This is a genomic window from Aquimarina sp. AU119, assembly GCF_900312735.1.
In the GTDB taxonomy this organism is placed as follows: domain Bacteria; phylum Bacteroidota; class Bacteroidia; order Flavobacteriales; family Flavobacteriaceae; genus Aquimarina; species Aquimarina algiphila.
Genome location: NZ_OMPF01000001.1, coordinates 637,330 through 657,699, shown reverse-complemented (window position 1 = coordinate 657,699; position 20,370 = coordinate 637,330). Strand labels below are relative to the sequence as shown.

General features: G+C 32.2%; 23 protein-coding genes. 15 read left to right on the top strand and 8 right to left on the bottom strand.

The annotated features are described in order from the left end of the window. Positions 1-4 precede the first annotated feature (4 nt). Both pdxH and DK442_RS02785 read right to left on the bottom strand, forming a co-directional pair. Positions 5-610 carry a pyridoxamine 5'-phosphate oxidase gene (gene pdxH / locus DK442_RS02790; protein WP_109434306.1) on the bottom strand — a complete coding sequence of 202 codons (606 nt, stop codon included), beginning with the start codon at positions 608-610 and terminating at the stop codon, positions 5-7. A 31-nt stretch (positions 611-641) separates the two neighbouring features. Then, positions 642-3,050: a heavy metal translocating P-type ATPase metal-binding domain-containing protein gene (locus DK442_RS02785; protein ID WP_109434305.1), complete on the bottom strand. Its 2,409-nt coding sequence runs from the start codon at positions 3,048-3,050 to the stop codon at positions 642-644. Positions 3,051-3,192: 142 nt separating this feature from the next. Between DK442_RS02785 and DK442_RS02780 the strand changes: the two genes are divergently transcribed. The 15 genes from DK442_RS02780 to DK442_RS02710 all read left to right on the top strand — a co-directional run bounded on the left by DK442_RS02780 (position 3,193) and on the right by DK442_RS02710 (position 14,919). After that, positions 3,193-4,041 carry a universal stress protein gene (locus tag DK442_RS02780; protein WP_109434304.1) on the top strand — a complete coding sequence of 283 codons (849 nt, stop codon included), beginning with the start codon at positions 3,193-3,195 and terminating at the stop codon, positions 4,039-4,041. A gap of 46 nt (positions 4,042-4,087) precedes the next feature. Continuing rightward, positions 4,088-4,942, top strand: a complete 855-nt coding sequence (locus tag DK442_RS02775; RefSeq protein ID WP_109434303.1) for a universal stress protein — start codon at positions 4,088-4,090, stop codon at positions 4,940-4,942. Between the two features lie 20 nt (positions 4,943-4,962). After that, a complete protein-coding gene (locus DK442_RS02770; RefSeq protein WP_160114025.1) occupies positions 4,963-5,811 on the top strand; it encodes a universal stress protein in 849 nt (282 codons plus the stop codon). 64 nt (positions 5,812-5,875) lie between these two features. Beyond that, positions 5,876-6,373 (top strand): universal stress protein, encoded by a 498-nt coding sequence (locus DK442_RS02765; RefSeq protein WP_109434472.1) that lies wholly within the window; start codon positions 5,876-5,878, stop codon positions 6,371-6,373. An 89-nt stretch (positions 6,374-6,462) separates the two neighbouring features. Continuing rightward, the gene (locus DK442_RS02760) at positions 6,463-7,311 is read left to right on the top strand and encodes a universal stress protein (RefSeq protein WP_160114024.1); all 849 of its coding nucleotides are present in this window, start codon (positions 6,463-6,465) and stop codon (positions 7,309-7,311) included. Between the two features lie 67 nt (positions 7,312-7,378). Next, positions 7,379-8,230: a universal stress protein gene (locus DK442_RS02755; RefSeq protein WP_109434300.1), complete on the top strand. Its 852-nt coding sequence runs from the start codon at positions 7,379-7,381 to the stop codon at positions 8,228-8,230. Positions 8,231-8,251: 21 nt separating this feature from the next. Further along, positions 8,252-8,671, top strand: coding sequence for a hypothetical protein (locus DK442_RS02750; RefSeq protein ID WP_109434299.1), 420 nt, complete (start codon positions 8,252-8,254; stop codon positions 8,669-8,671). Positions 8,672-8,691: 20 nt separating this feature from the next. Then, positions 8,692-9,528: a restriction endonuclease gene (locus DK442_RS02745; protein ID WP_109434298.1), complete on the top strand. Its 837-nt coding sequence runs from the start codon at positions 8,692-8,694 to the stop codon at positions 9,526-9,528. Between the two features lie 11 nt (positions 9,529-9,539). Continuing rightward, positions 9,540-10,910 carry an MBL fold metallo-hydrolase RNA specificity domain-containing protein gene (locus tag DK442_RS02740; RefSeq protein WP_109434297.1) on the top strand — a complete coding sequence of 457 codons (1,371 nt, stop codon included), beginning with the start codon at positions 9,540-9,542 and terminating at the stop codon, positions 10,908-10,910. A gap of 366 nt (positions 10,911-11,276) precedes the next feature. Continuing rightward, a complete protein-coding gene (locus DK442_RS02735; protein ID WP_109434296.1) occupies positions 11,277-11,693 on the top strand; it encodes a hypothetical protein in 417 nt (138 codons plus the stop codon). Between the two features lie 91 nt (positions 11,694-11,784). Next, complete coding sequence (locus tag DK442_RS02730; protein WP_109434295.1) at positions 11,785-12,228, top strand: Hsp20/alpha crystallin family protein; 444 nt, start codon at positions 11,785-11,787, stop codon at positions 12,226-12,228. A gap of 75 nt (positions 12,229-12,303) precedes the next feature. Next, positions 12,304-12,747 carry a hypothetical protein gene (locus DK442_RS02725; RefSeq protein WP_109434294.1) on the top strand — a complete coding sequence of 148 codons (444 nt, stop codon included), beginning with the start codon at positions 12,304-12,306 and terminating at the stop codon, positions 12,745-12,747. A gap of 6 nt (positions 12,748-12,753) precedes the next feature. Beyond that, positions 12,754-13,251 (top strand): hypothetical protein, encoded by a 498-nt coding sequence (locus tag DK442_RS02720; RefSeq protein ID WP_109434293.1) that lies wholly within the window; start codon positions 12,754-12,756, stop codon positions 13,249-13,251. A gap of 17 nt (positions 13,252-13,268) precedes the next feature. Then, positions 13,269-13,934 (top strand): hypothetical protein, encoded by a 666-nt coding sequence (locus DK442_RS02715; RefSeq protein ID WP_109434292.1) that lies wholly within the window; start codon positions 13,269-13,271, stop codon positions 13,932-13,934. Beyond that, positions 13,915-14,919: a 2-hydroxyacid dehydrogenase gene (locus DK442_RS02710; RefSeq protein ID WP_109434291.1), complete on the top strand. Its 1,005-nt coding sequence runs from the start codon at positions 13,915-13,917 to the stop codon at positions 14,917-14,919. The genes DK442_RS02715 and DK442_RS02710 overlap by 20 nt, the downstream gene beginning before the upstream one ends. On the opposite strand, the gene DK442_RS02705 is transcribed toward DK442_RS02710, so the two are convergent. The 6 genes from DK442_RS02705 to cls all read right to left on the bottom strand — a co-directional run bounded on the left by DK442_RS02705 (position 14,908) and on the right by cls (position 20,335). Continuing rightward, positions 14,908-15,321 (bottom strand): DUF6691 family protein, encoded by a 414-nt coding sequence (locus DK442_RS02705; protein WP_109434290.1) that lies wholly within the window; start codon positions 15,319-15,321, stop codon positions 14,908-14,910. The genes DK442_RS02710 and DK442_RS02705 overlap by 12 nt on opposite strands. A gap of 4 nt (positions 15,322-15,325) precedes the next feature. Continuing rightward, positions 15,326-15,883 (bottom strand): YeeE/YedE family protein, encoded by a 558-nt coding sequence (locus DK442_RS02700; RefSeq protein ID WP_109434289.1) that lies wholly within the window; start codon positions 15,881-15,883, stop codon positions 15,326-15,328. 78 nt (positions 15,884-15,961) lie between these two features. Continuing rightward, positions 15,962-17,374, bottom strand: coding sequence for a rhodanese-like domain-containing protein (locus DK442_RS02695; RefSeq protein WP_109434288.1), 1,413 nt, complete (start codon positions 17,372-17,374; stop codon positions 15,962-15,964). 113 nt (positions 17,375-17,487) lie between these two features. After that, entirely contained in the window at positions 17,488-18,120 is a 633-nt protein-coding gene (locus tag DK442_RS02690; RefSeq protein ID WP_109434287.1) for a Crp/Fnr family transcriptional regulator, read from the bottom strand. Next, positions 18,104-18,895: a patatin-like phospholipase family protein gene (locus DK442_RS02685; RefSeq protein WP_109434286.1), complete on the bottom strand. Its 792-nt coding sequence runs from the start codon at positions 18,893-18,895 to the stop codon at positions 18,104-18,106. Before DK442_RS02685 ends, DK442_RS02690 begins: the two co-directional genes overlap by 17 nt. Positions 18,896-18,913: 18 nt before the next feature. Next, a complete protein-coding gene (gene cls, locus DK442_RS02680; RefSeq protein WP_109434285.1) occupies positions 18,914-20,335 on the bottom strand; it encodes a cardiolipin synthase in 1,422 nt (473 codons plus the stop codon). Between the last annotated feature and the right edge of the window lie 35 nt (positions 20,336-20,370).

Genomic DNA, 20,370 nt, shown 5'->3' with positions numbered 1-20,370 from the left:
ATCTTTAATCTATAATAATTTGTATATTCTTAGACCAGCAATAATTAGATAGAAGTCTGTATTTTGTCCTGTGTTTAAATTTTATTTTTTCAGAGTGTAAGATAAACTCAATCGTTTCTGGTTTGATTATATATCCGCCCCAATACTTAGGTTTAGGAATGATTTTGTTTTTAAATTTTGTTTTATACTTTTTTAGGCGGTCCTCTAATACTTTTCTAGAAGAAATCACATCACTTTGATGAGATACCCATGCACTTAATTTACTTCCTTCTGGACGTGATTCAAAATATCCTTCAGATAGATTTTCTGGGATTTTTTCTGCTTTTCCAGTAATAAGGACTTCACGTTTTGAAGCAGTCCAATTAAAAGAACAAGAAACTCTATTGTCCTTTGCTATCGCTTTTCCCTTCTCACTATAGTAATTAGTGAAAAAAACAAAACCTTCCCAGGTAAAACGCTTTAATAAAACAATTCTGTTTTTTGGAAAACCATCTAAACCTATAGTTGATAATATCATCGCATTAACCTCGTCTTCTGGATGAGCTTTTTCGACTTCATAAAACCATTGCTGGAAATGTGCCATTGGGTTATGGTCCTCTGTAGTTTCCATATTTAATGTGTTTTAAACATTTAGGAACAAATTATAAATCCTTATGATTATCATTTACTTTTTGACCTATCCAATTGGTTAGTATGGTAACATATACTATTATTGATATCGAACTCAAAGGCATTAATATTGCAGCTATTATTGGAGAAAGCTGACCAGTCACAGCAAAATAAAGTCCAACACAGTTATATAAAAAAGATAATATAAAACTTGATTTAATAATTTTAATAGCATTTTTAGATATCATTAGATAGGTTGATATCTTATCAAATCGAGAGGCATCTAAAATTCCATCACAAGCCGGCGAGAATACATTTACATTTTCTGATACAGCTATACCTACATCACTTTGTGCTAAAGCTCCGGCATCATTTAACCCATCACCAACCATAATTACTTTTTTATGTTGTTGTTGTAACATTTTTATATAATTAAGTTTATCATCGGGTTTTTGATTAAAGATTAAAGAAGTGTTTTCGGGCAATACTTTTTGCAAGTATTCCTTTTCACCTTCATTATCACCTGATAATATGGCTAGTTGATAGTTCTTAAATAGTTGATTAAATACTTTTTTTACACCATTTCTATATTGGTTATAAAAAGTATAATGGCCCTTATATTCATCATTAGTACTTACGTGCACAGTTGTACTAAATACTTTAGAAAGGTCTTCATTTCCTACAAAGTTTGGAGAGCCTATTTTAATGGTATGATCGGCAGATTTACCTTCAATACCTTTGCCCACATATTCCTGATATTCATCCAAAGTTAGAATATCATGTTCTGCTAAAACATTATAAAGTGTTCTGCTAAGCGGATGATTTGAAGCTCGAAGTGTATTTTTGAGCAAAGATTCTTCCTCTGGAGTTAATTGCATTCCTTCATAAGTTACGTTACTCGTTATCGTGGTGGTTATGGTACCCGTTTTGTCAAAAATAATAGTATCAGTCAATGCCAATCGTTCTATTACATCTGCATTTTTAAGGTAAAATTTATTTTTTCCGAAGATTCGCAGAATATTACCTAATGCAAAGGGTCTCGCTAATGCTAATGCACATGGACAAGCAATAATAAGTACTGCTGTAAAAACGTGTATAGCTTTTGAAACATCTGTAAATAACCAATATGAAGTAGAAATTATAGCGATACACAAAATAGCTATTGTGAAGTATTTACTTATAATATCAGTGAGATTAGTAAAAGATGCTGATTTATCAGTGTTAAATACATCATTACTCCAGAGTTGAGTAAGGTAACTTTGTTCTACTGATTTTAATACTTCGATTTCAATAGCCCCATAAAGTTGTCTCCCTCCTGCAAAAAGAGTATCGCCTGACTGTTTATGAACAGAATCACTTTCTCCGCTTACAAAACTATAATCGATTTGCGCATTACCATCGATAAGAATGGCATCTACAGGGATCAATTCACCATTCCTAATCAACAATCGATCTCCCTTTTTGATATCATATATTTGTATGTTTTCTTCTTTTCGTTCTTTTTTATGCTTCGCAGTCGAAATTCGTGTTACTGCGATAGGAAAATAGGACTTGTAATCTCTTTCAAAAGATAAAAAGGAGTAGGTTTTTTTCTGGAAAAATTTCCCAAGCAGTAAAAAGAATACTAAACCGGTTAGGCTATCAAAAAAACCAGTCCCCCAATCAAAAATAATTTCTGCTGTACTACGTAAAAAAAGAACCAAAATTCCTAAAGCAATGGGGACATCGATATTTAATAATTTAGAACGCAAACCTTTATATGCTGAAATAAAATACTCCTGTGCAGCATAAAAAACTACAGGTATAGAAAAGGCAAACATTAACCATCTAAAAATAGGTTTGTATTGCTCAAGCCAGTATTCTGATACTTCAAAATACTCTGGAAAGGACAGAAACATTACATTTCCAAAAGCAAAACCTGCAATGCCTAATTTATAGAGTAAACTCCTATCAATTTTCTTTTTTGCTGTAGCATAATCATCAAGACTAATATAAGGTTCGTAACCTATAGTATGAAGTAAAATAACTACTTCCTTAAGTGAGATAGCATCACTTTTAAAGGTGATACGAACCGTTTTTTTTGGAAAGTTCACTTGGGAAGCGGTAATTGCAGTTTGAAGTTTATGTAAGTTTTCTAAAATCCAAATGCAAGAGCTACAGTGTATATGAGGAATGTATAGTGTTATGATTTGGGTATTTCCGTCATCAAATTCGATTAATTTTTTAGCAATAATATCAGTATCGAGATAATCGTATTTTCCTTGAATTTCTTTAGGAATGGCTCCAGGAGCAGACTGTAGGTCATAATAGCAGGATAGATCATTAGACGAAAAAATATCATATACGGTTTTGCACCCATTACAGCAGAATGTTTTTTGATCAAATTTAATTACCGTTTTACCACAATCAATTCCGCAGTGAAAACAAGTAGACTCAGACATAAAAATCTATTTGTTGCAAATTTGAAGAAGTGTGGTCTGATAAACTATGACAAATATCATAATTGCCAGACTGATAAAAATCATAGTTTTTGCCTCTCTTAAGACTTAGTTTTGAATGCACTATGTCATAAAAAAGAACCAAATGAGAAAAATAGTAATCCCTACAGATTTTTCAGAAAATGCAATGAATGCTTTACAATATGCTGTTGAACTTTTTAAGTATGAGCGATGTGAGTTTTTTATTTTAAATGCGTACGCCGATGAGGTGTATGAGAATAACACTCAGGTGTCCAGAGATGTTTTTGAAGAACTAAAAGAAACGGCATATAAGAACTCTAGTGTTGCATTACATAGTACGTTGTCTACATTAGAAGAAATATCTCCAAATCCACGACATAAATATATTGCTTTACCAGTATTTGGAAGTCTGGTTGATGAAGCAAATGATTTGGTGGATAAGGAAAATATAGATATTGTCATTATGGGTACCAGAGGCAAAACAGATGATAGAAAACTTACTTTTGGAAGTAATACCTTACAGGTGCTTAAATATGTAAAATGCCCTTTATTGGCAATTCCCAGTAATTGTAAATACCAACAACCAAAGAATATTTTATTTCCCACAGACTATCTTTTACCCTTTAAAAGAAGAGAATTAAAGCTGTTAAGTACATTAACTAAAAGTTTTAGATCTGTTATCAATTTTCTATATGTTTCAGATTATGATAAACTTTCAATAAGGCAAGAAGATAATAAGGCATTCATATTGGATTCATTACCAGATATAGAATTGGTATTTCATAGAGAAGATGCAAAAAACCTTACCAATGCAATTAATGGATTTATAGAGAAGAACGAGATAGACTTTTTGGTGATGGTAAACTCAAGACATTCTTATCTGGAGAATATTTTATATCAGTCTACTATCGATAAAATAGGATTACATATTAAAATTCCATTTTTAGCTATGCAGAATTTAAAACGATCTTAAGACAGATTTTATCAGTACAGGTTTGAACAACTAATACATACATAAGATGAAACAAATTTTGTTACCTACCGATTTTTCTGACAATGCATTTAATGCAATCAGATATGCAATGCATTTTTTTAAACATGAGGAAGTTACTTTTTATCTTCTCAATACATTCACCCCAGTATCTTATCATGCAGGATATCTTATCGAAAATCCAACATTATATGGACTAGAGGATGTAGCAATGGTAAATTCTAAACGTGATATTAAACGAACCGAGGAGAAAATTAGGGCAGAATTTGATAATCCAAAACATAGTTTTGTTAGATTATCAGCTTTTAATACGTTGATCGGCGAAATTGAGGAAGTGCTAGAAAAGTATGCTATTGATCTTATTGTAATGGGTACAAAAGGAGCTACTGGTGCCAAAGAAATATTTATAGGGACACATACAATGTACACTATCAAAAAAGTAAAATGTCCTGTTATTGCGGTTCCTTCTAATTTTGAATTTGAAGCGCCAAAAGATGTTTTGTTTCCAACAGATTATAATTTTAATGTAAATAATGCATTTCTGCCATTGATAAAAGAAATATGCGATAAGCATATATGTAGACTTAATATTTTAAATGCATATTATGGAGTACCCTTAAATGATGATCAGCAAAAAGTTAAGGATTTTCTTGATATATATTTTAAAGATAACGCTCATGTTTTTCATATTGCCGATGGAATGGATGTACTAGAAGCCGTAGAAGATTTTCAGAAAAAGTATAAAATCAATTTATTGGTAATGATCCATAATAAACATTCCTTTTTTGAAAATCTATTATTTAAACCTGTTATTAACCAAGTTGCTTATCATACTAATATTCCGTTTTTAGTAATTCCTTCAGAAAAAAGAATGCAATCATAATTTATAAAGTGATGAAACGTATGAAACGAATTCTAATTCCGACTGATTTTTCTGATAATGCATGGAATGCCATATTGTATGCGATCGAGGCATATAGAGATGTTCCCTGTGAGTTTTACCTGTTAAATACATATGAGCTCAACCCGGTACAACTATTAACAACAGTAAGTTCTCAGCGGATTGGTCGTTTCTACCAAGGAATTAAGGTAGAATCTGAACAAGGATTGAAAATGATATTAGATGATATTCAAAACTCTAAACCGGGTTTGGAACATAATTTCAAAACAATTTCTAAATCAGGTTCTTTATTAGATACTATAAATAGACTGATACAATTATATTCTTTTGATATGATCGTTATGGGAACCAAAGGAGCAACGGGTGTAAAGGAAGCTTTTTTGGGAAGTAATACGCAGAAAGTGATTAAGAACATATCCAACTGTCCAATTTTGGTTGTTCCTGAGGATGTATATTTTGAGAAGATTTCAGAAATAGCTTTTGCAACAGACTTTAAGCGATTGTATCATAAAGCAGAGATTTCACCTATACTTGATTTTGCAAAAAATCATAATGCAACCATTAGAATGATCCATGTGTATGATCAACCTGGACTAGATAATATACAACATTACAATTCGAATACGTTAGAGCAGTATTTTAAGAAGGTTAACTATGATTTTCATGTTATTTCAGATTTTTCAACAACAGAAAAGGCTATTCAGGCGTGTATTGAAGAATTGGAGATTAACCTCCTTATTATGATCAATTATGAACATAGTTTTATAGAACGGTTAACCAAAGAACCAGTGATTAAAAAAATGACATTTCATACCAATATTCCTTTTTTGGTTATTCCTTCTGATGACTGATAAATATCATATTATTTCTAATGAATTGAGTATAATTTTATGCTATAATTTTAAAGTAAATATCATGAAACGAATACTTGTTCCTACCGATTTTTCTGATAATGCATACAGTGCTCTTTACTATGCTACACGTTTGTTTAAGAATGAAGCTTGTCAATTTTATATTTTGAATGCTGGTGATGTAGAAATTCCACTTTTTACAGGTATTATTGATACGAGTATTGGAGATGAACAAATAAGAAAAGAGTCTAAGGAAAAATTAGAAGAAACATTCCATTCTATTGTTCGAGATTCTGAAGATTTTGGACATGTTTTTGAAACAATTTGTACCGCAAAAAAACTTCATGAAGTGATTGAAGAAACTGTAAAACAAAGAAAAATAGACCTTATCGTGATGGGAACCAAAGGAGCAACTGGTGCCAAAGGTTTTTTTATGGGGAGTAATACATCAAACATCATTCAAAAAATCAAATGTTGTCCAGTTTTGGCCGTTCCTCACGAATTCAATTTTGAAAACACCGAAACTACATTTTCTGAAGAGGACGTAATAACAAAAAAATAATGAAATTTTAAGGGTATTCCTGAGAATTATCATAGTATTTTTTGTGTTTTGGAGATAGTTTTATGTCCTATATGATAAAACTAAAGATTATGAAAAAAATACTTGTTCCTACCGATTTTTCTAACAATGCATATAGTGCACTTTGCTACGTTACAAAGCTTTTTAAAAATGAGGCTTGTCATTTTTATATTCTAAATACATTTAGTGTCGAAACACCTGTTTTGACTAGTAGATTAAATACAAGTAAAGGAGAAAAGCTATATAAGGAATTAAGTAATGAGTCGCGGGAAAAACTTACTGAGACTTTTCATGCAATAACAAGAGATACAGAAGATCTGAATCATACATTTGAGATGATTTCAGTTTCTAAAAAACTCTCTGAAACCATTAACAAAACCGTAAAAAGTAAAAGCATTGATTTGGTCGTGATGGGCACCAAAGGAGCCAGTGGTGCTAAAGAGGTTTTAATGGGTAGTAATACCGTAAGAGCTATACAGAAAATTAGAGGTTGTTCCATATTAGCAATTCCAGATGAATTTGATTTTAAGATACCACAAGAAATAGCTTTTGCAACAGATTTAAGCCGTTCTAAAAGCAAAGAGGAACTAAAACCGCTTATAGATATAGCATCGTTATTTGACTCCAAAATTAGAGTTGTACATATTCATGAAAAAGAACAACTAGATGAAATCCAAGAACGTAATTTTAAACAACTAAAAGAACATCTTAAAGAGGTTAAATATAATATGCATTGGGTTTCTAAGTTCGATCAAAAATCAAGAGTCATCAATGAATTTATTGATGAAATGAAGATTGATATGTTATCTATGCTTCATTATAAACATGGTTTTATAGAAAGTATAACCAGAGAAGCCGTAATCAAAAAAATAGGCTTTCGTTTGACTATTCCTTTTTTAGTCATGCCAGCATCAAGCTGATAATTATCATAGTATTCATCTAAGTATACCTATACATTTACAACACTAATAATAAAAAACCTAACTGATGAAAAAGAAGATTTTATTACCTACCGATTTTTCAAAAAATGCATGGAATGCTATAGTATATGCTTTAGAGCTTTATAAAAATGAGGCTTGTGATTTTTATGTGCTTAACGCCTTTAATGCTACCGGTTATGCTTTAGAAAGTATGATGGTTCCAGAACCGGGAGAAAAGCTTTATGATGAAGCCAGAGATAAATCAGAGAAGGGATTAAGTAAAATTTTGGAAAGACTAAGTTTTAGAGATGATTATCCCAATCACAAGTTTTTTATGGTATCACAGTTTAATGGAATATTGGATGCCATCAAAGATATTGTAGAAAAACAGGATATAGAAATGATCATCATGGGCACAAAAGGAACAACTAATGCCAGCGAGGTTATTTATGGGAGTAATACTGTTCTTGTTATGGAGAAATCAAGAAACTGTCCTGTAATGGCAATACCAGATGAAGCAGATTATAGAGCATTGAAAGAAATTGTATTTCCCACAGATTATAAGATGAATTATAAAAGAAGAGAATTACAAACTCTTATTGATGTTGTGCAAATGAGTAATGCCGAATTACGCATATTACACATTTCTCATGGAGAAGATTTGACAGAAGACCAGAAAAGTAATAAACGATTATTAAAAGAATATTTTGAAAACTTAAAACATAATTTTCATACACTTCATAGTATCGATGTTAAATCTGGAGTACGGTGTTTTGTAGAAAGTAGAGAAAGTGATATGGTGATCTTTTTTAATAGAAAACACAGCTTTTTTGGGAGTATTTTCTCCAGACCAATGGTCAAGGATTTAGGCCATCATTCTAAAGTACCTGTATTGGCATTACATGATTTAAGAAATTAAAAAACAATAAAAAAAGAACAAATGAAAAATTTAGGAATCTGGATAGATAAAGAAAAAGCTCATATTATTTCTGTAAAAGAAGAAAGTGAAGATATGACAACCATTCCGTCAGAAATTGAGAATTATCGTATACATGGTGGTTCGGGAACACGACTTAAAGGAGGACCCCAGGATGTAGTACAGGATAGTAAATATTTAGAGCGAGAAAAACACCAATTTAGAGCATATGTTAAAACGATAGTTCCGTTAATACAGGATGCAGACAGGATTGTCATTTTTGGACCAGCAGAGGCCAGAGATAGATTTAATAAAGAATTAAATGATAATTATAAAGATGTTGCCAAAAAAGTAAAAGATGTCCTTATTGCAGATAGTATGACCGACAACCAAACCAAAGCTTTGGTAAGAGATTATTTTAATAAGTTTAAGAGTGCTTTTTAACCATAATTAATAAACATTTAATGCAAAACCAGGATTTTGATATTTTAAAATCTACTGGTGAAAAGGTTAAGTTTTCACTGCATAAGCTTCGTAAATCTTTGCAACGAAGTGGAGCCGATGATAAAGCGATAGCATATATTCTAGATGTTGTTCGAGATGAATTATATCAAGGAATTTCTACTAAAGAAATTTATAATCGGGCTTTTGCTTTACTTAAAAAGAAGAAATCTGTTTTTGCTTCAAAATATAAACTCAAGAAAGCAATTTATGAATTAGGGCCAACAGGTTTTCCTTTTGAACGTTTTGTTGCAGCAATATTGAAATATTCTGGTTACCAGGTGAGGGTTGGACAAATTATTCAGGGTAATTGTGTATCTCATGAAGTAGATATAGTAGCCGATAAGAATGATGATTACCTGCTAATAGAGTGCAAATTTCATGGTGAAGAAGGACGTAATTGTAATGTAAAAGTTCCACTATACATACAATCTCGATTTCAAGATATCAAAACACTAAATAAAAATAAAAACAAAACAACTCTTAAAGAAGGTTGGGTGGTAACTAATACACGATTTACAAAAGATGCAATTCAATATGGAGAATGTATGGGGTTGTACTTGCTAAGTTGGGATTATCCAGAAAAAAACAGTCTTAAAGATAGAATAGATCGTTTACGATTATACCCTATAACGGTTTCTACATTATTAACCAATCGAGAAAAACAATTTCTATTAAGCAGAGATGTGGTGTTGTGTAAACAATTAACAGGTGATGTTTTCTATTTAGATCATTTGGGTATTTCTGAGCAGCGAAAAAAGAAGATTCTTAATGAGATTGAAATGTTATGTAATGAGTAAAAAAAACTTCTATGCCACTAGTTCGAATTCATTTTTTGGGTGCTGCAGGTACCGTTACTGGATCCAAGTTTTATATTGAAACACCTCAGTATAATATTTTGATTGATTGTGGAATGTTTCAGGGGGTAAAAGAATTACGTGAATTAAACTGGAAAAATTTACCTATTGCGGCCTGTGGTATTGATGTTGTGCTTCTTACCCATGGGCATTTGGATCATACAGGTTACCTCCCTCGGTTAATAAAACAAGGTTTTACCGGGGATATTATTGCTACTGCACCAACTTTGGCAATTTCAGAAATTATAATAAAAGACAGCGCAAAGATACATGAGGAAGAAGCAGAAAAAGCAAATGAAGAAAAATACTCAAAACATCATCCAGCATTACCTTTTTATACACAGAAGGATGCAGAAAAAACAATACAACGCTTTAAAAGCGTTGAAAAAGATATATGGATTCCACTATCAACAGATATAAAATATAGGTTTCGGTATAATGGTCATATTATTGGGTCAACTTTTATAGAATTAGATATTCATGGTAAAATCTTTGTGTTTTCTGGTGATATAGGAAGAAATAATGATGTGTTGCTTCGAGCTCCAGAAAAACCCGATTGGGCAGACTTTCTTTTTATAGAAAGTACATATGGTAATAAGCGTCATCCCAATGATGACATAGAAGAAAAACTGATTACTTTGATTAATGAGACTTTGCATAACAGAGGAACGTTAATTATTCCATCATTTGCAGTAGAACGTTTACAAACACTGATGTACATATTATGGAAATTATATCAAAAAAACAGAATCCCTAATGTACCAGTTTATGTAGATAGTCCCATGGGGAATAATGTACTTTCTGTTTTTGAACGTTTTCCCGACTGGCATAAAGTTCCTATAAATGAGTATTATGCAGCTTGCCATCATAGTACCATTGTGACCTCATATAGAGAAACATGGGAGATTATTGATAACTCCCACCCCAAAATTGTTATTGCGGGTAGTGGTATGGTTACAGGAGGAAGAGTACTTACTTATCTGCAGCAACTGATAGATCGAATTAATACTTCAATTTTGTTAGTTGGTTATCAAGCAGAAGGTACTCGAGGAAGATTATTGCAAGAAGGAACTCATGAGGTTAAGTTATTTGGAAAATATTATCAGGTAAATGCAAAAATACATCAAATAGAAAGCCTATCTGCTCATGCAGATCAGCAAGAATTATTAGAATGGATGCGGGAGATCAGGAACATTCCCGAAAAAGTTTTTCTGATACATGGAGAAGCTTCTGCAGCAAATGCATTACGGGTAAAAATACAAGATACTTATCGTTGGAAACCTCATATCCCTAAGTTACACGAGATTATAGAAATCATGGTTTAATTCCTCATCGAAGGGCTAATTCCCTAAGTTTGCTTCGAGGTTATTGATTTTTTTCTTCTCCCAGAAGCATAAGGTATTGTCCCGCTATATAAAATATAATTCCCAGCATCCGGAGAAAGGGGCTTAACCCTCCAGAAAAACCAAAAAACCTCCCGGGAAGCTATCTCGATGTCCCAGGGAAACAAAAAGAACTTCGGGGAAAGGATAAAATACTGCAGGGAGGAACTTTATACTGACAGGGATCACTTTTAAACAGCCGGGAAACTATAAATAGTCATTAGGAGAGGAAGTTATTAAATCTGATAATTATCATTTTCTACATGCCTAAATTTGGTTACCTTTTTTTGACTTTAAAAACCAAGAAAAATGACAGCAGAACCAAATACAATTTTAGAAAAAGAACTTAAGAATATACATTTTGATGTTTTAGAATGGAAGTCAAGCCTTTGTTTTATCAAAGATGAAATACTTTTTATTAATCAATTACTAAATTCTTATGTGTTCGAACCCACCACGCCAAATCTTTTTGAACGATTACATGAATTTAGACTAGAAATAGAAAAGATAGAATTGATATTAGAAGAGTTTAATGATCAAATAAAAAAGCATGAAAATCAATTGGGTGGTATGATGGAGTGCGATACGATTTCCTGCGATCATTTTTACAATAAGAATCATGAATCATTAAGAGATAAATTACGAGATTTTTACAAAAACTTTAGAAAATTAAAATCAGAAGTTTTTAGCTATGCTGGTGGCATTTTAAGAAAGAATAAAAAGTAAAGTTAAAAACTAATAAACTGATAATTATCATTTTAATATGATTGTTGTCAACTTAACTTTGGATATAATAACTCTATTAAACCTTAACGTTATGTCATTAATTAAATTTAACAAAAACAGATTTCCTTGGGTAAATGATCGAGTATCCAATTGGTTAGATACCGAAGATTTTTTTGCAGATGATTTTTTTGTAAGAGATAGAAAGCTTCCTGCAATGAATGTAAAAGAGAACAAGGATGATTTTGAAATTGAACTCGCGGTTCCTGGTTTTTCAAAAAAAGATATTGAAATAACTATGGAAGATGAAATGCTACACATTTGTGCAAAAAAAAGAAAAGAAGAGGTAGAAGAAGAGGAAGGATATACACGCAGAGAATTTAGTTACAATGAATTTGACAGAAAACTACAATTACCTGCCAGTGTAAACCAAAATGAAGATGTAAAAGCCACGTACAAAAATGGAATTCTTACCCTTAATCTCATAAAGAGAGAAGAAGCAAAAGAACAACCAAAAAAGGTAATTGAGATCGATTAACCTCAATAACAAAAACAGAGGATAATAGGGGCATTATCCTCTGTTTTTTAATATTCCTTAAAAAAATAAGATATCATGAAACCAAAACAACCAAATGTAAAATATATAGAATGGCGAAGTCCCGAAGAGTTGCATGAAACTTCTATTCAATGGGTTTTAGAACTTAAGTTTATTAAGGATGAACAACATTTTCTAGACGAACTTATTAAAAACCATACTATAGAATTAATCTCTGAAAAAACTTTTGAAAAAAGTAGAGATATCGTTAATGAATTATCTACTAAAAGAAAAGAAATCGATCCGCTTCTAAAAAAAATAATCAACCATCATAATGAATTAACAATACTGATGGACGGTATCGATCAACCCAAAAAAGAAAAGCAATATAAAGAAGATCATAGAGAATTGACCATAATAGTAAATATCTACCTTAATGATTACAAAGTATTGAAAAGAAAGATTTTTGACCTGATTAAAATGATAATGAAACTAGGGAAACAAAAACGATTATTAAGTTAATTTTTGATGAGAGTTGTTAGAAAAATACTCATCCTGATTTTTATTCTTTTTGCTGGATATTGGATATGGTATGAATATAAGTATAGTATGGATACTGTGATTCCTTTAAAAGTTAATCAGTCTAGTCTACAAACTAAAGTTTTGATAGCATCACAAGGTAGTAGATTTAAAGATTCACTAGTACAAGGGATTTTAAAACATTATAAAAAAGATGATATTCATTTTAAAGTAATCGATGCATATACTTTTTTTACTGTAAATATTGATAAATGGGACGCCATAGTGATCATTAATTCTTGGGAGTATGGCAGTCCACCGCTTAATATTAAAAAATTTATAGAAGAACACCCGGATCAATTAGATAAACTTATCATCCTATCTACAGTAGGGAGTAGCAATATTGCTCTCGAAGAAGTAGATGTTATATCGGGAGAATCTATTCTAGAAAAAACATCTGAGTATACAAGTATTGTAACAGAACGATTAGATAAACTTATAAAGTAAAAACCAATTTAGAAAACATGAACAAACTGTATCTTTCTCTTTTAATAATTACCGGATTATTTAGTGCTTGTACATCAAGTGAACTGGTTGAAAACTGGAAAAATCCTGATATCGATACGTTTGAAGCGCAAAAGGTGCTGGTAATAGGTATTACTCCAGATGAAAATGCAAGAAAAGTATTCGAGAAGAAACTTGCAGGAGAACTGAAAAAAAACGGGGTTAAAGCAGTAAAGAGTTTAGATTATTTTGAAAAATCTTTCACCAATTCTCCCAAGACCGAAACAGAAGTGATGAGCCTTGAGTCTCAGCTTATTGAAAAAGGTTTTGACGCTATTTTACTTTCCAAAGTACTTGGAGTTGAAGATAAAGTCACGGTGGTAAAAGCATATAGAAATCTTGATAAGACATTTGATAGTTTTAGAGACGATTATTATGAAAATCAAGATATTTATTATGATGAAGATTATTATTCTGCATATCAAATTTTTCATGCAGAATCATCCCTGTACTGTATTTGCCCAGATAAAGAAAGAGAATTAATTTGGAAGGGATCAATAGATATTACAGAGCCAGAAAATATTAAGAAAGCCGTAAGCGATTATGTTAAAGTACTGGTATGGGCGTTAAAAGGGCAACAATTATTAATTATTGAAGAAATGACAGATGAAGGTATTGATATATAGTGCTAAAGATTTTGAAATTCCCTTTCTGGAAAAAGCAAACAATGAAACACATCAAATAAAATACATACCAGAGCAGCTTTCTTGTGAAACAGCTAGGTTGGCTATTGGTTTTGATGCCATAGCAATTTCTTCTGATGATAATGGATCCTCTAGAGTATTAGAAAGATTAAAAGATTTCGGAGTTAAACATGTTGCACTGCGCTCTACAGGATTTGATAATGTAAACCTTATCGTGGCTAAGAAATTAGGAATAAAGGTTGCTAATGCTGCCGGATATTCCCCAGAGGCAATAGCAGAACATGCGGTTGCATTATTGTTAAGTCTTAATCGTAAATTGATACAGGCTAATGATCAAGTAAAAAACTATAATTTCTCGGTAAGTAACTTGGTGGGATTTGATCTTAATAAAAAAACAATTGGTATTGTAGGAACAGGTAGAATAGGAACGGTAATTGCTAAAATAATGCATGGATTTAATTGTAAGATCATTGCCAATGATATTTATGAAAATCAAGAATTAAAGGAAAAATACCAAGTAACATATGTGGAGTTAGAAGACCTATGCAAACAATCTGACGTAATATTTTTAAGTATGCCGCTTACTACCGAGACACACTATCTTATTGATGTAAATTATATTAATCATATGAAAAGAGAGGTGTTGCTTGTTAATGTTGCAAGAGGTGCAGTGGTGTACACTCAAGATATATTGGAGGCACTAGACTCAAAAAGGATTGGGGGGTATGGAGCAGATGTTTATGAGCATGAAAGAGGTGTTTTTTTCTATGATCATTCTAAGGATAAACTCGATGATCCCATATTAAAACGTCTTATTGATCATCCCAATGTATTACTTACTCCCCATCAAGCATTTCTTACAAAAGAAGCATTGACTAATATTGCAGAAACCACTTTTTATAATATCAATTGTTGGGAGCGCAATGAACCTGGTAAAAATGAACTGACATTGGAGTTAGTGGGGTAGTTTTGCTTTTAACACTCCATATAAAAAAGTACCTAAAATGGCTGAGATAATTACAATGAAAATTGGTAAATAACCAGCTCCTAAAAGCACAAACATAGGACCAGGACATGCACCGGCTAGAGCCCACCCTAACCCAAAAATTATTCCGCCATACATGTATCTCTTAAAACTTTTGTCTTTTGGTAAGATAGTAATGTTATCTCCATAAAAGGATTTGACCTTATATCTTTTTATAAATTGGGTGACTACTATACCTAAACCAACTGCAGAACCAATGATGCCATACATATGAAAAGATCCAAATTGAAACATTTCATAAATTCTAAACCAAGAAGCAGCTTCGGATTTGAATAAAACAATTCCGAAGAAAATACCGATACATAAATATATAATTGAACGCATATGTTTAAAATATTAAAGGAAAAATAATATGTATCATAACCAATCCACCAATAAAAAAGCCAATGACCGCAATTAGTGAGGGCAGTTGTAAATTGCTTAACCCCGAGATAGCATGTCCAGAGGTGCACCCTCCTGCATACCTGGCTCCAAAACCTACTAATATACCACCAATTATAAGCAGTAAAATTCCTTTTGGATCAGTTAGTATTTCGTTAGAAAATAGAAAATCTGGCATGTAAGCATTACCAGCATCTATGAATCCTTTAAATTGAAGATCAGTTATGACTTCAGGATTCATTAATACAGCTGTATCATTAGATAAAAAATTGGTAGCAATAAACCCTCCAATGATTGTTCCCAAAGCGACCAAAAGATTCCATCGTTGAGTTTTCCAATCAAACTTAAAAAAATCAGTTGTTTTTCCTGCACCACATAGGGTACACATGGTTCTTAGATTGGAGGACATCCCAAATCCTTTTCCAACCATTAGTAATAGGAACAATACTAATGCAATTAATGGTCCTGATATATACCAAGGCCAAGGTTGATAAATCCAATTCATAAGCAATATTTTGAAGTAAAGAAATTAAAACTCAGGGGAGTTATCAGTAACAAATGTTACATTGCACGTATTTTTAATTTATTTCAAAGTCGAAGGACACACATACTCTGTAGTTTTTATACCAACTTCTTTGATATCTTTAAATCCTCCTGCAACATCAATTAAATTATGTATACCTCTACTTTTTATTATTGATGCAGCAATTACAGAACGATATCCTCCTGCACAATGTACATAAAAGGGTTGGTTTTCTGGGAAATGAGCTAAATAATCGTTGATAAAATCTAAAGGAGAATTATGCGCATTATCTATATGTTCTGCGACAAATTCACTTTCTTTACGTACATCAAAGACAGGAAGTTCCTGATTCTCCATTCTGTTTTTAAATTCAGAAGCAGAAATAGATGTTATGGTATCGTATGTGGCTCCAGATGCTTTCCAAGCTTCAAAACCACCTTCTAGATACCCAAGAGTATGATCAAAACCTACTCTTGATAATCGAGTAATTGTTTCTTCTACTCTACCTTCTGGTGTTACCAATAAAATAGGTTGTTGTACATCGGCTATTAAAGCACCAACCCATGGAGCAAATCCACCATCTATTCCTATAAATATAGACCTGGGGATATGCCCTTTTACATATTCGTTTTGATGTCTTACATCAAGAACAATAGCTCCGGTTTCATTAGCTAAATTTTCAAACTCTTTTGGGGATAACGGTTTTGTTCCTCGTTCTAGAACGTCTCCGATATCAGTATACCCTTCTTTGTTCATTTTCACATTTAGCGGAAAATATAAAGGAGGAGGCAACAATCCATCTGTAACTTCTTTTACAAATTCCTCTTTGGTCATATCGGATCGCAGTGCATAATTCATTTTCTTTTGATTACCAAGAGTATCCACAGTCTCTTTCATCATGTTTTTACCACATGCAGAACCAGCACCATGAGCAGGATAAACGATGACATCATCAGCTAGAGGCATAATTTTAGTTCTTAAACTATCATAAAGGGTCTCTGCTAATTCTTCTTGTGTTAAATGAGCCGCTTTTTGCGCAAGATCAGGACGTCCAACATCACCAAGAAATAATGTGTCTCCACTAAAAATAGCATGATCTTTCCCGTTTATATCTCTAAGAAGATATGTGGTACTCTCCATAGTATGCCCAGGAGTATGTAGTGCTATAATAGTGATATCTCCAAGTTTAAACTCTTGTCCATCTTTAGCGATAATGGCTTCAAAAGAAGTATTTGCGTTAGGACCGTATATAATTTTTGCACCAGTCTCTTTTGCCAAAGTAACATGACCACTTACAAAATCAGCATGAAAATGTGTCTCGAAGATGTATTTAATTTTTGCATTATCTTCCTGAGCTTTTTCTATATAAGGTTGTACTTCTCTTAAAGGATCTATAATAGCTACTTCACCATTACTTTCGATGTAATAAGCTCCTTGTGCAAGACATCCTGTATATATTTGTTCTATTTTCATGTGTTCTATTTTGAGCTTTCCTCAATTTTATAAGGAAAAACTAGTTCTTTATTATTTATTGGTCAAAAATAAGGGAATTATTATTGCAATACGGTAACAATTGTTACATAGGTTCAGAAGTGTACTATTTCAATCGTATTTCTATTCAGTTTTACGATACCGTTTTGCTCAAGCTTTTTAAGTAATCTTGAAATTACAACTCTTGATGTATGTAAATCATATGCAATTTGCTGATGAGTATTATTAATGATATTGGTTTGGTTGATTTTTGTTTTGTCTTTAAGATATTTAAGTAGTCTATCATCCATTTTAAGGAAAGCAATACTATCAATAGTCTCAATGGCTTCTATTAATCTTTTATGATAACTTTCAAATACAAAAGCTCTCCAGGATTTGTATTTTGCAGTCCATTCTTCCATTTTTTCTACTGGAATCATAACCAATCTAGCATTGGTCTCAGCAACAGCTTTAATTTCGCTTTTATGATGTCCTAAACAACAAGATAAGGTCATAGCACATGTGTCTCCACGTTCTAAGAAGTACAATAATAACTCATCGCCATCAGTATCTCCTCTAAGAATTTTAATAGCTCCATTAAGAATTAAAGGCATAGCGGTTATATAGCTTCCCGGTCGAATAAGCTCAAAACCTTCTGGTACTTCTTTAAAAGTAGCTACATTGTTGATTTCCTGTAGAAGCTCTTCTTCAAAAAGATGACCATAATTATTTTTAATTTCCTGAATCATTTTTTCTGTTCTTTAGAAATAATTCTAATTGTAATTGAGCTTCTTCATATCCCAGAGCATATACTTTATCCATACTGCTGCTGTTAAAGATTCCGTGATTGACTAATTGCTTTGGTTGAATTATAATATCACAGTGTTTAAATTTGATTTCGGCATTTGGCATTGCCCTAAGGTAGTAGGCACGTTGCATTACATTATAGGAGTGTTTAAAATCTGAAATCTTGGGTTTTTTAATAGGAGATACATCTACACCAATAATCATATCACAATGTTTCATAAGTGGTGATACCGGGAAATTATCAAGAATACCACCATCGGCATAAAGTTGATCTTGGATCATTATAGGAGTAAAAACTCCGGGGAAAGCGGCAGAGGCTAATATAGGTTTGATTAATTCTCCTTTATCAAATACTTCTACTGTTCCTTCTATTAAATTTGTGGCGGTAACAAAAAGTTTTTTAGGTAAAGCTTCAAAAGAATTCTCAGGGAAAAAATTCTCAAGGTCATCATGAAATTTTTCAGAATCTAAGAACCCTGCTTTTTTACGGGTGAACCTGTTAAAATTAAATATGGATGTTTTTTGAAAGAAATTTCTGATTTCCTGAGGAGAATATCCTCCGGCATATAACGAGCCTACTATTGCTCCAGCACTGGTTCCTGAGATGTAATTAGGTTTGATTCCGGCTTCTTGTATTGCCTGAATTGCACCAATATGGGCAACACCCTTAAACCCTCCGCCAGATAATACCAATCCTATATTCTTAGATGTTTTCATTATAGAAATTATATACAATTATAAAATAGGACTAAAGATCTTAGCAACTCCTTCTTTAAGTTTTTCATGCCAAGGTCTTAATACAAAGGTATCATAGTTAAGTCGAATACTTTTACTACAATCATTTAAAAAATCATTTTTGAGAGCTACTGCAAAGGAATCATCGTAGATTACTGCGTTAACTTCATAATTTTGTTCAAAACTTCGAACATCCAGATTGGTTGTACCCACAGATGATATCGTATTATCGGCAACAACAGTTTTACTATGTAAAAAACCTTTTGGGAATAAATAAATCTTTACTCCAGCTTGTAATAATCTTTCAAAATAAGATCTGATACACCACTTAACAATTATATTATCAGATTTGTCTGAAAGTAATAATCTTACATCGACCCCGCTTAGAGAAGCTACTTTTAATGCATCCAAAATAGATTCTCCAGGAATGATATAAGGGTTGGTGATATAAACATATTCTTTGGCCTCATTGATTATAGAAAAATACATCTGTTGTGTGGCAGAAAAATCAGAATCTGGTCCACTATGTACGATTTGAGCAGTAGAGCCGTCTGTTTTTTTATGAGGATGGAAATATGAAATATCTAATATTTCATCATCCCCACTCACCAAATACCAGTCCATAGCAAATATGGCCTGGAGATTATGTACGATAGGTCCTTTTAATTGTAAATGCATATCGTACCAGGCTCCAAGATCAGGATCTCCATTAACATATTTGTCAGATACATTTATCCCTCCTGTAAAGGCAATTTCATCATCAATAACTATGATTTTACGATGATTCCTATAGTTTATCGAGGATAAAAATTTACCAAAGCGGATAGGCAAGAATTTATGAATTTCTACTCCTATATGCTTAAGCTTATTAATATATTTTTTGCTCAGAGATCTACTTCCTATCCCATCATAAAGAATACGAACTTTTACTCCGTTTTTTATTTTTTTTCTAAAAAGTTCAAAAAGACCATTGGTCAATTCACCTTCTTCAAAAATATAATACTCCAAGTGGATAAAATGCTCAGCTTTTTCTAATGCATTGAATATTGCCTGAAAAGTAGCTCTTCCATTTTTAAGAAGCTTTAAGTCATTTCCTGTACATGGAGAAAAATAGGAATTTTTAGTAATTAAAGAAATCATCTTGTGATGTTCTTCGTATTCTTCTTCAGTTATTGGAGAATATTGATCTAAAGCTTTTTTGATGTATGAAGTTATTTTTGGAGTATGCCTAAGTTCAAATAACTTGTTTTTTCTTCGATTTCGACCTAACATCAGGTATAAGAACATTCCTCCGACAGGAATGGTAAAGATTGCAAGTAACCAAGCCAATGTTTTGGTAGGACGCATCCCGTTAAGAAGTAACCTAACAATGATAAAAATTCCGATTAGGATATAGAGCGAGATGATAAAGTATAATAACATCTATTATGCGAATTTGACTATTTCCTCTAAAATAT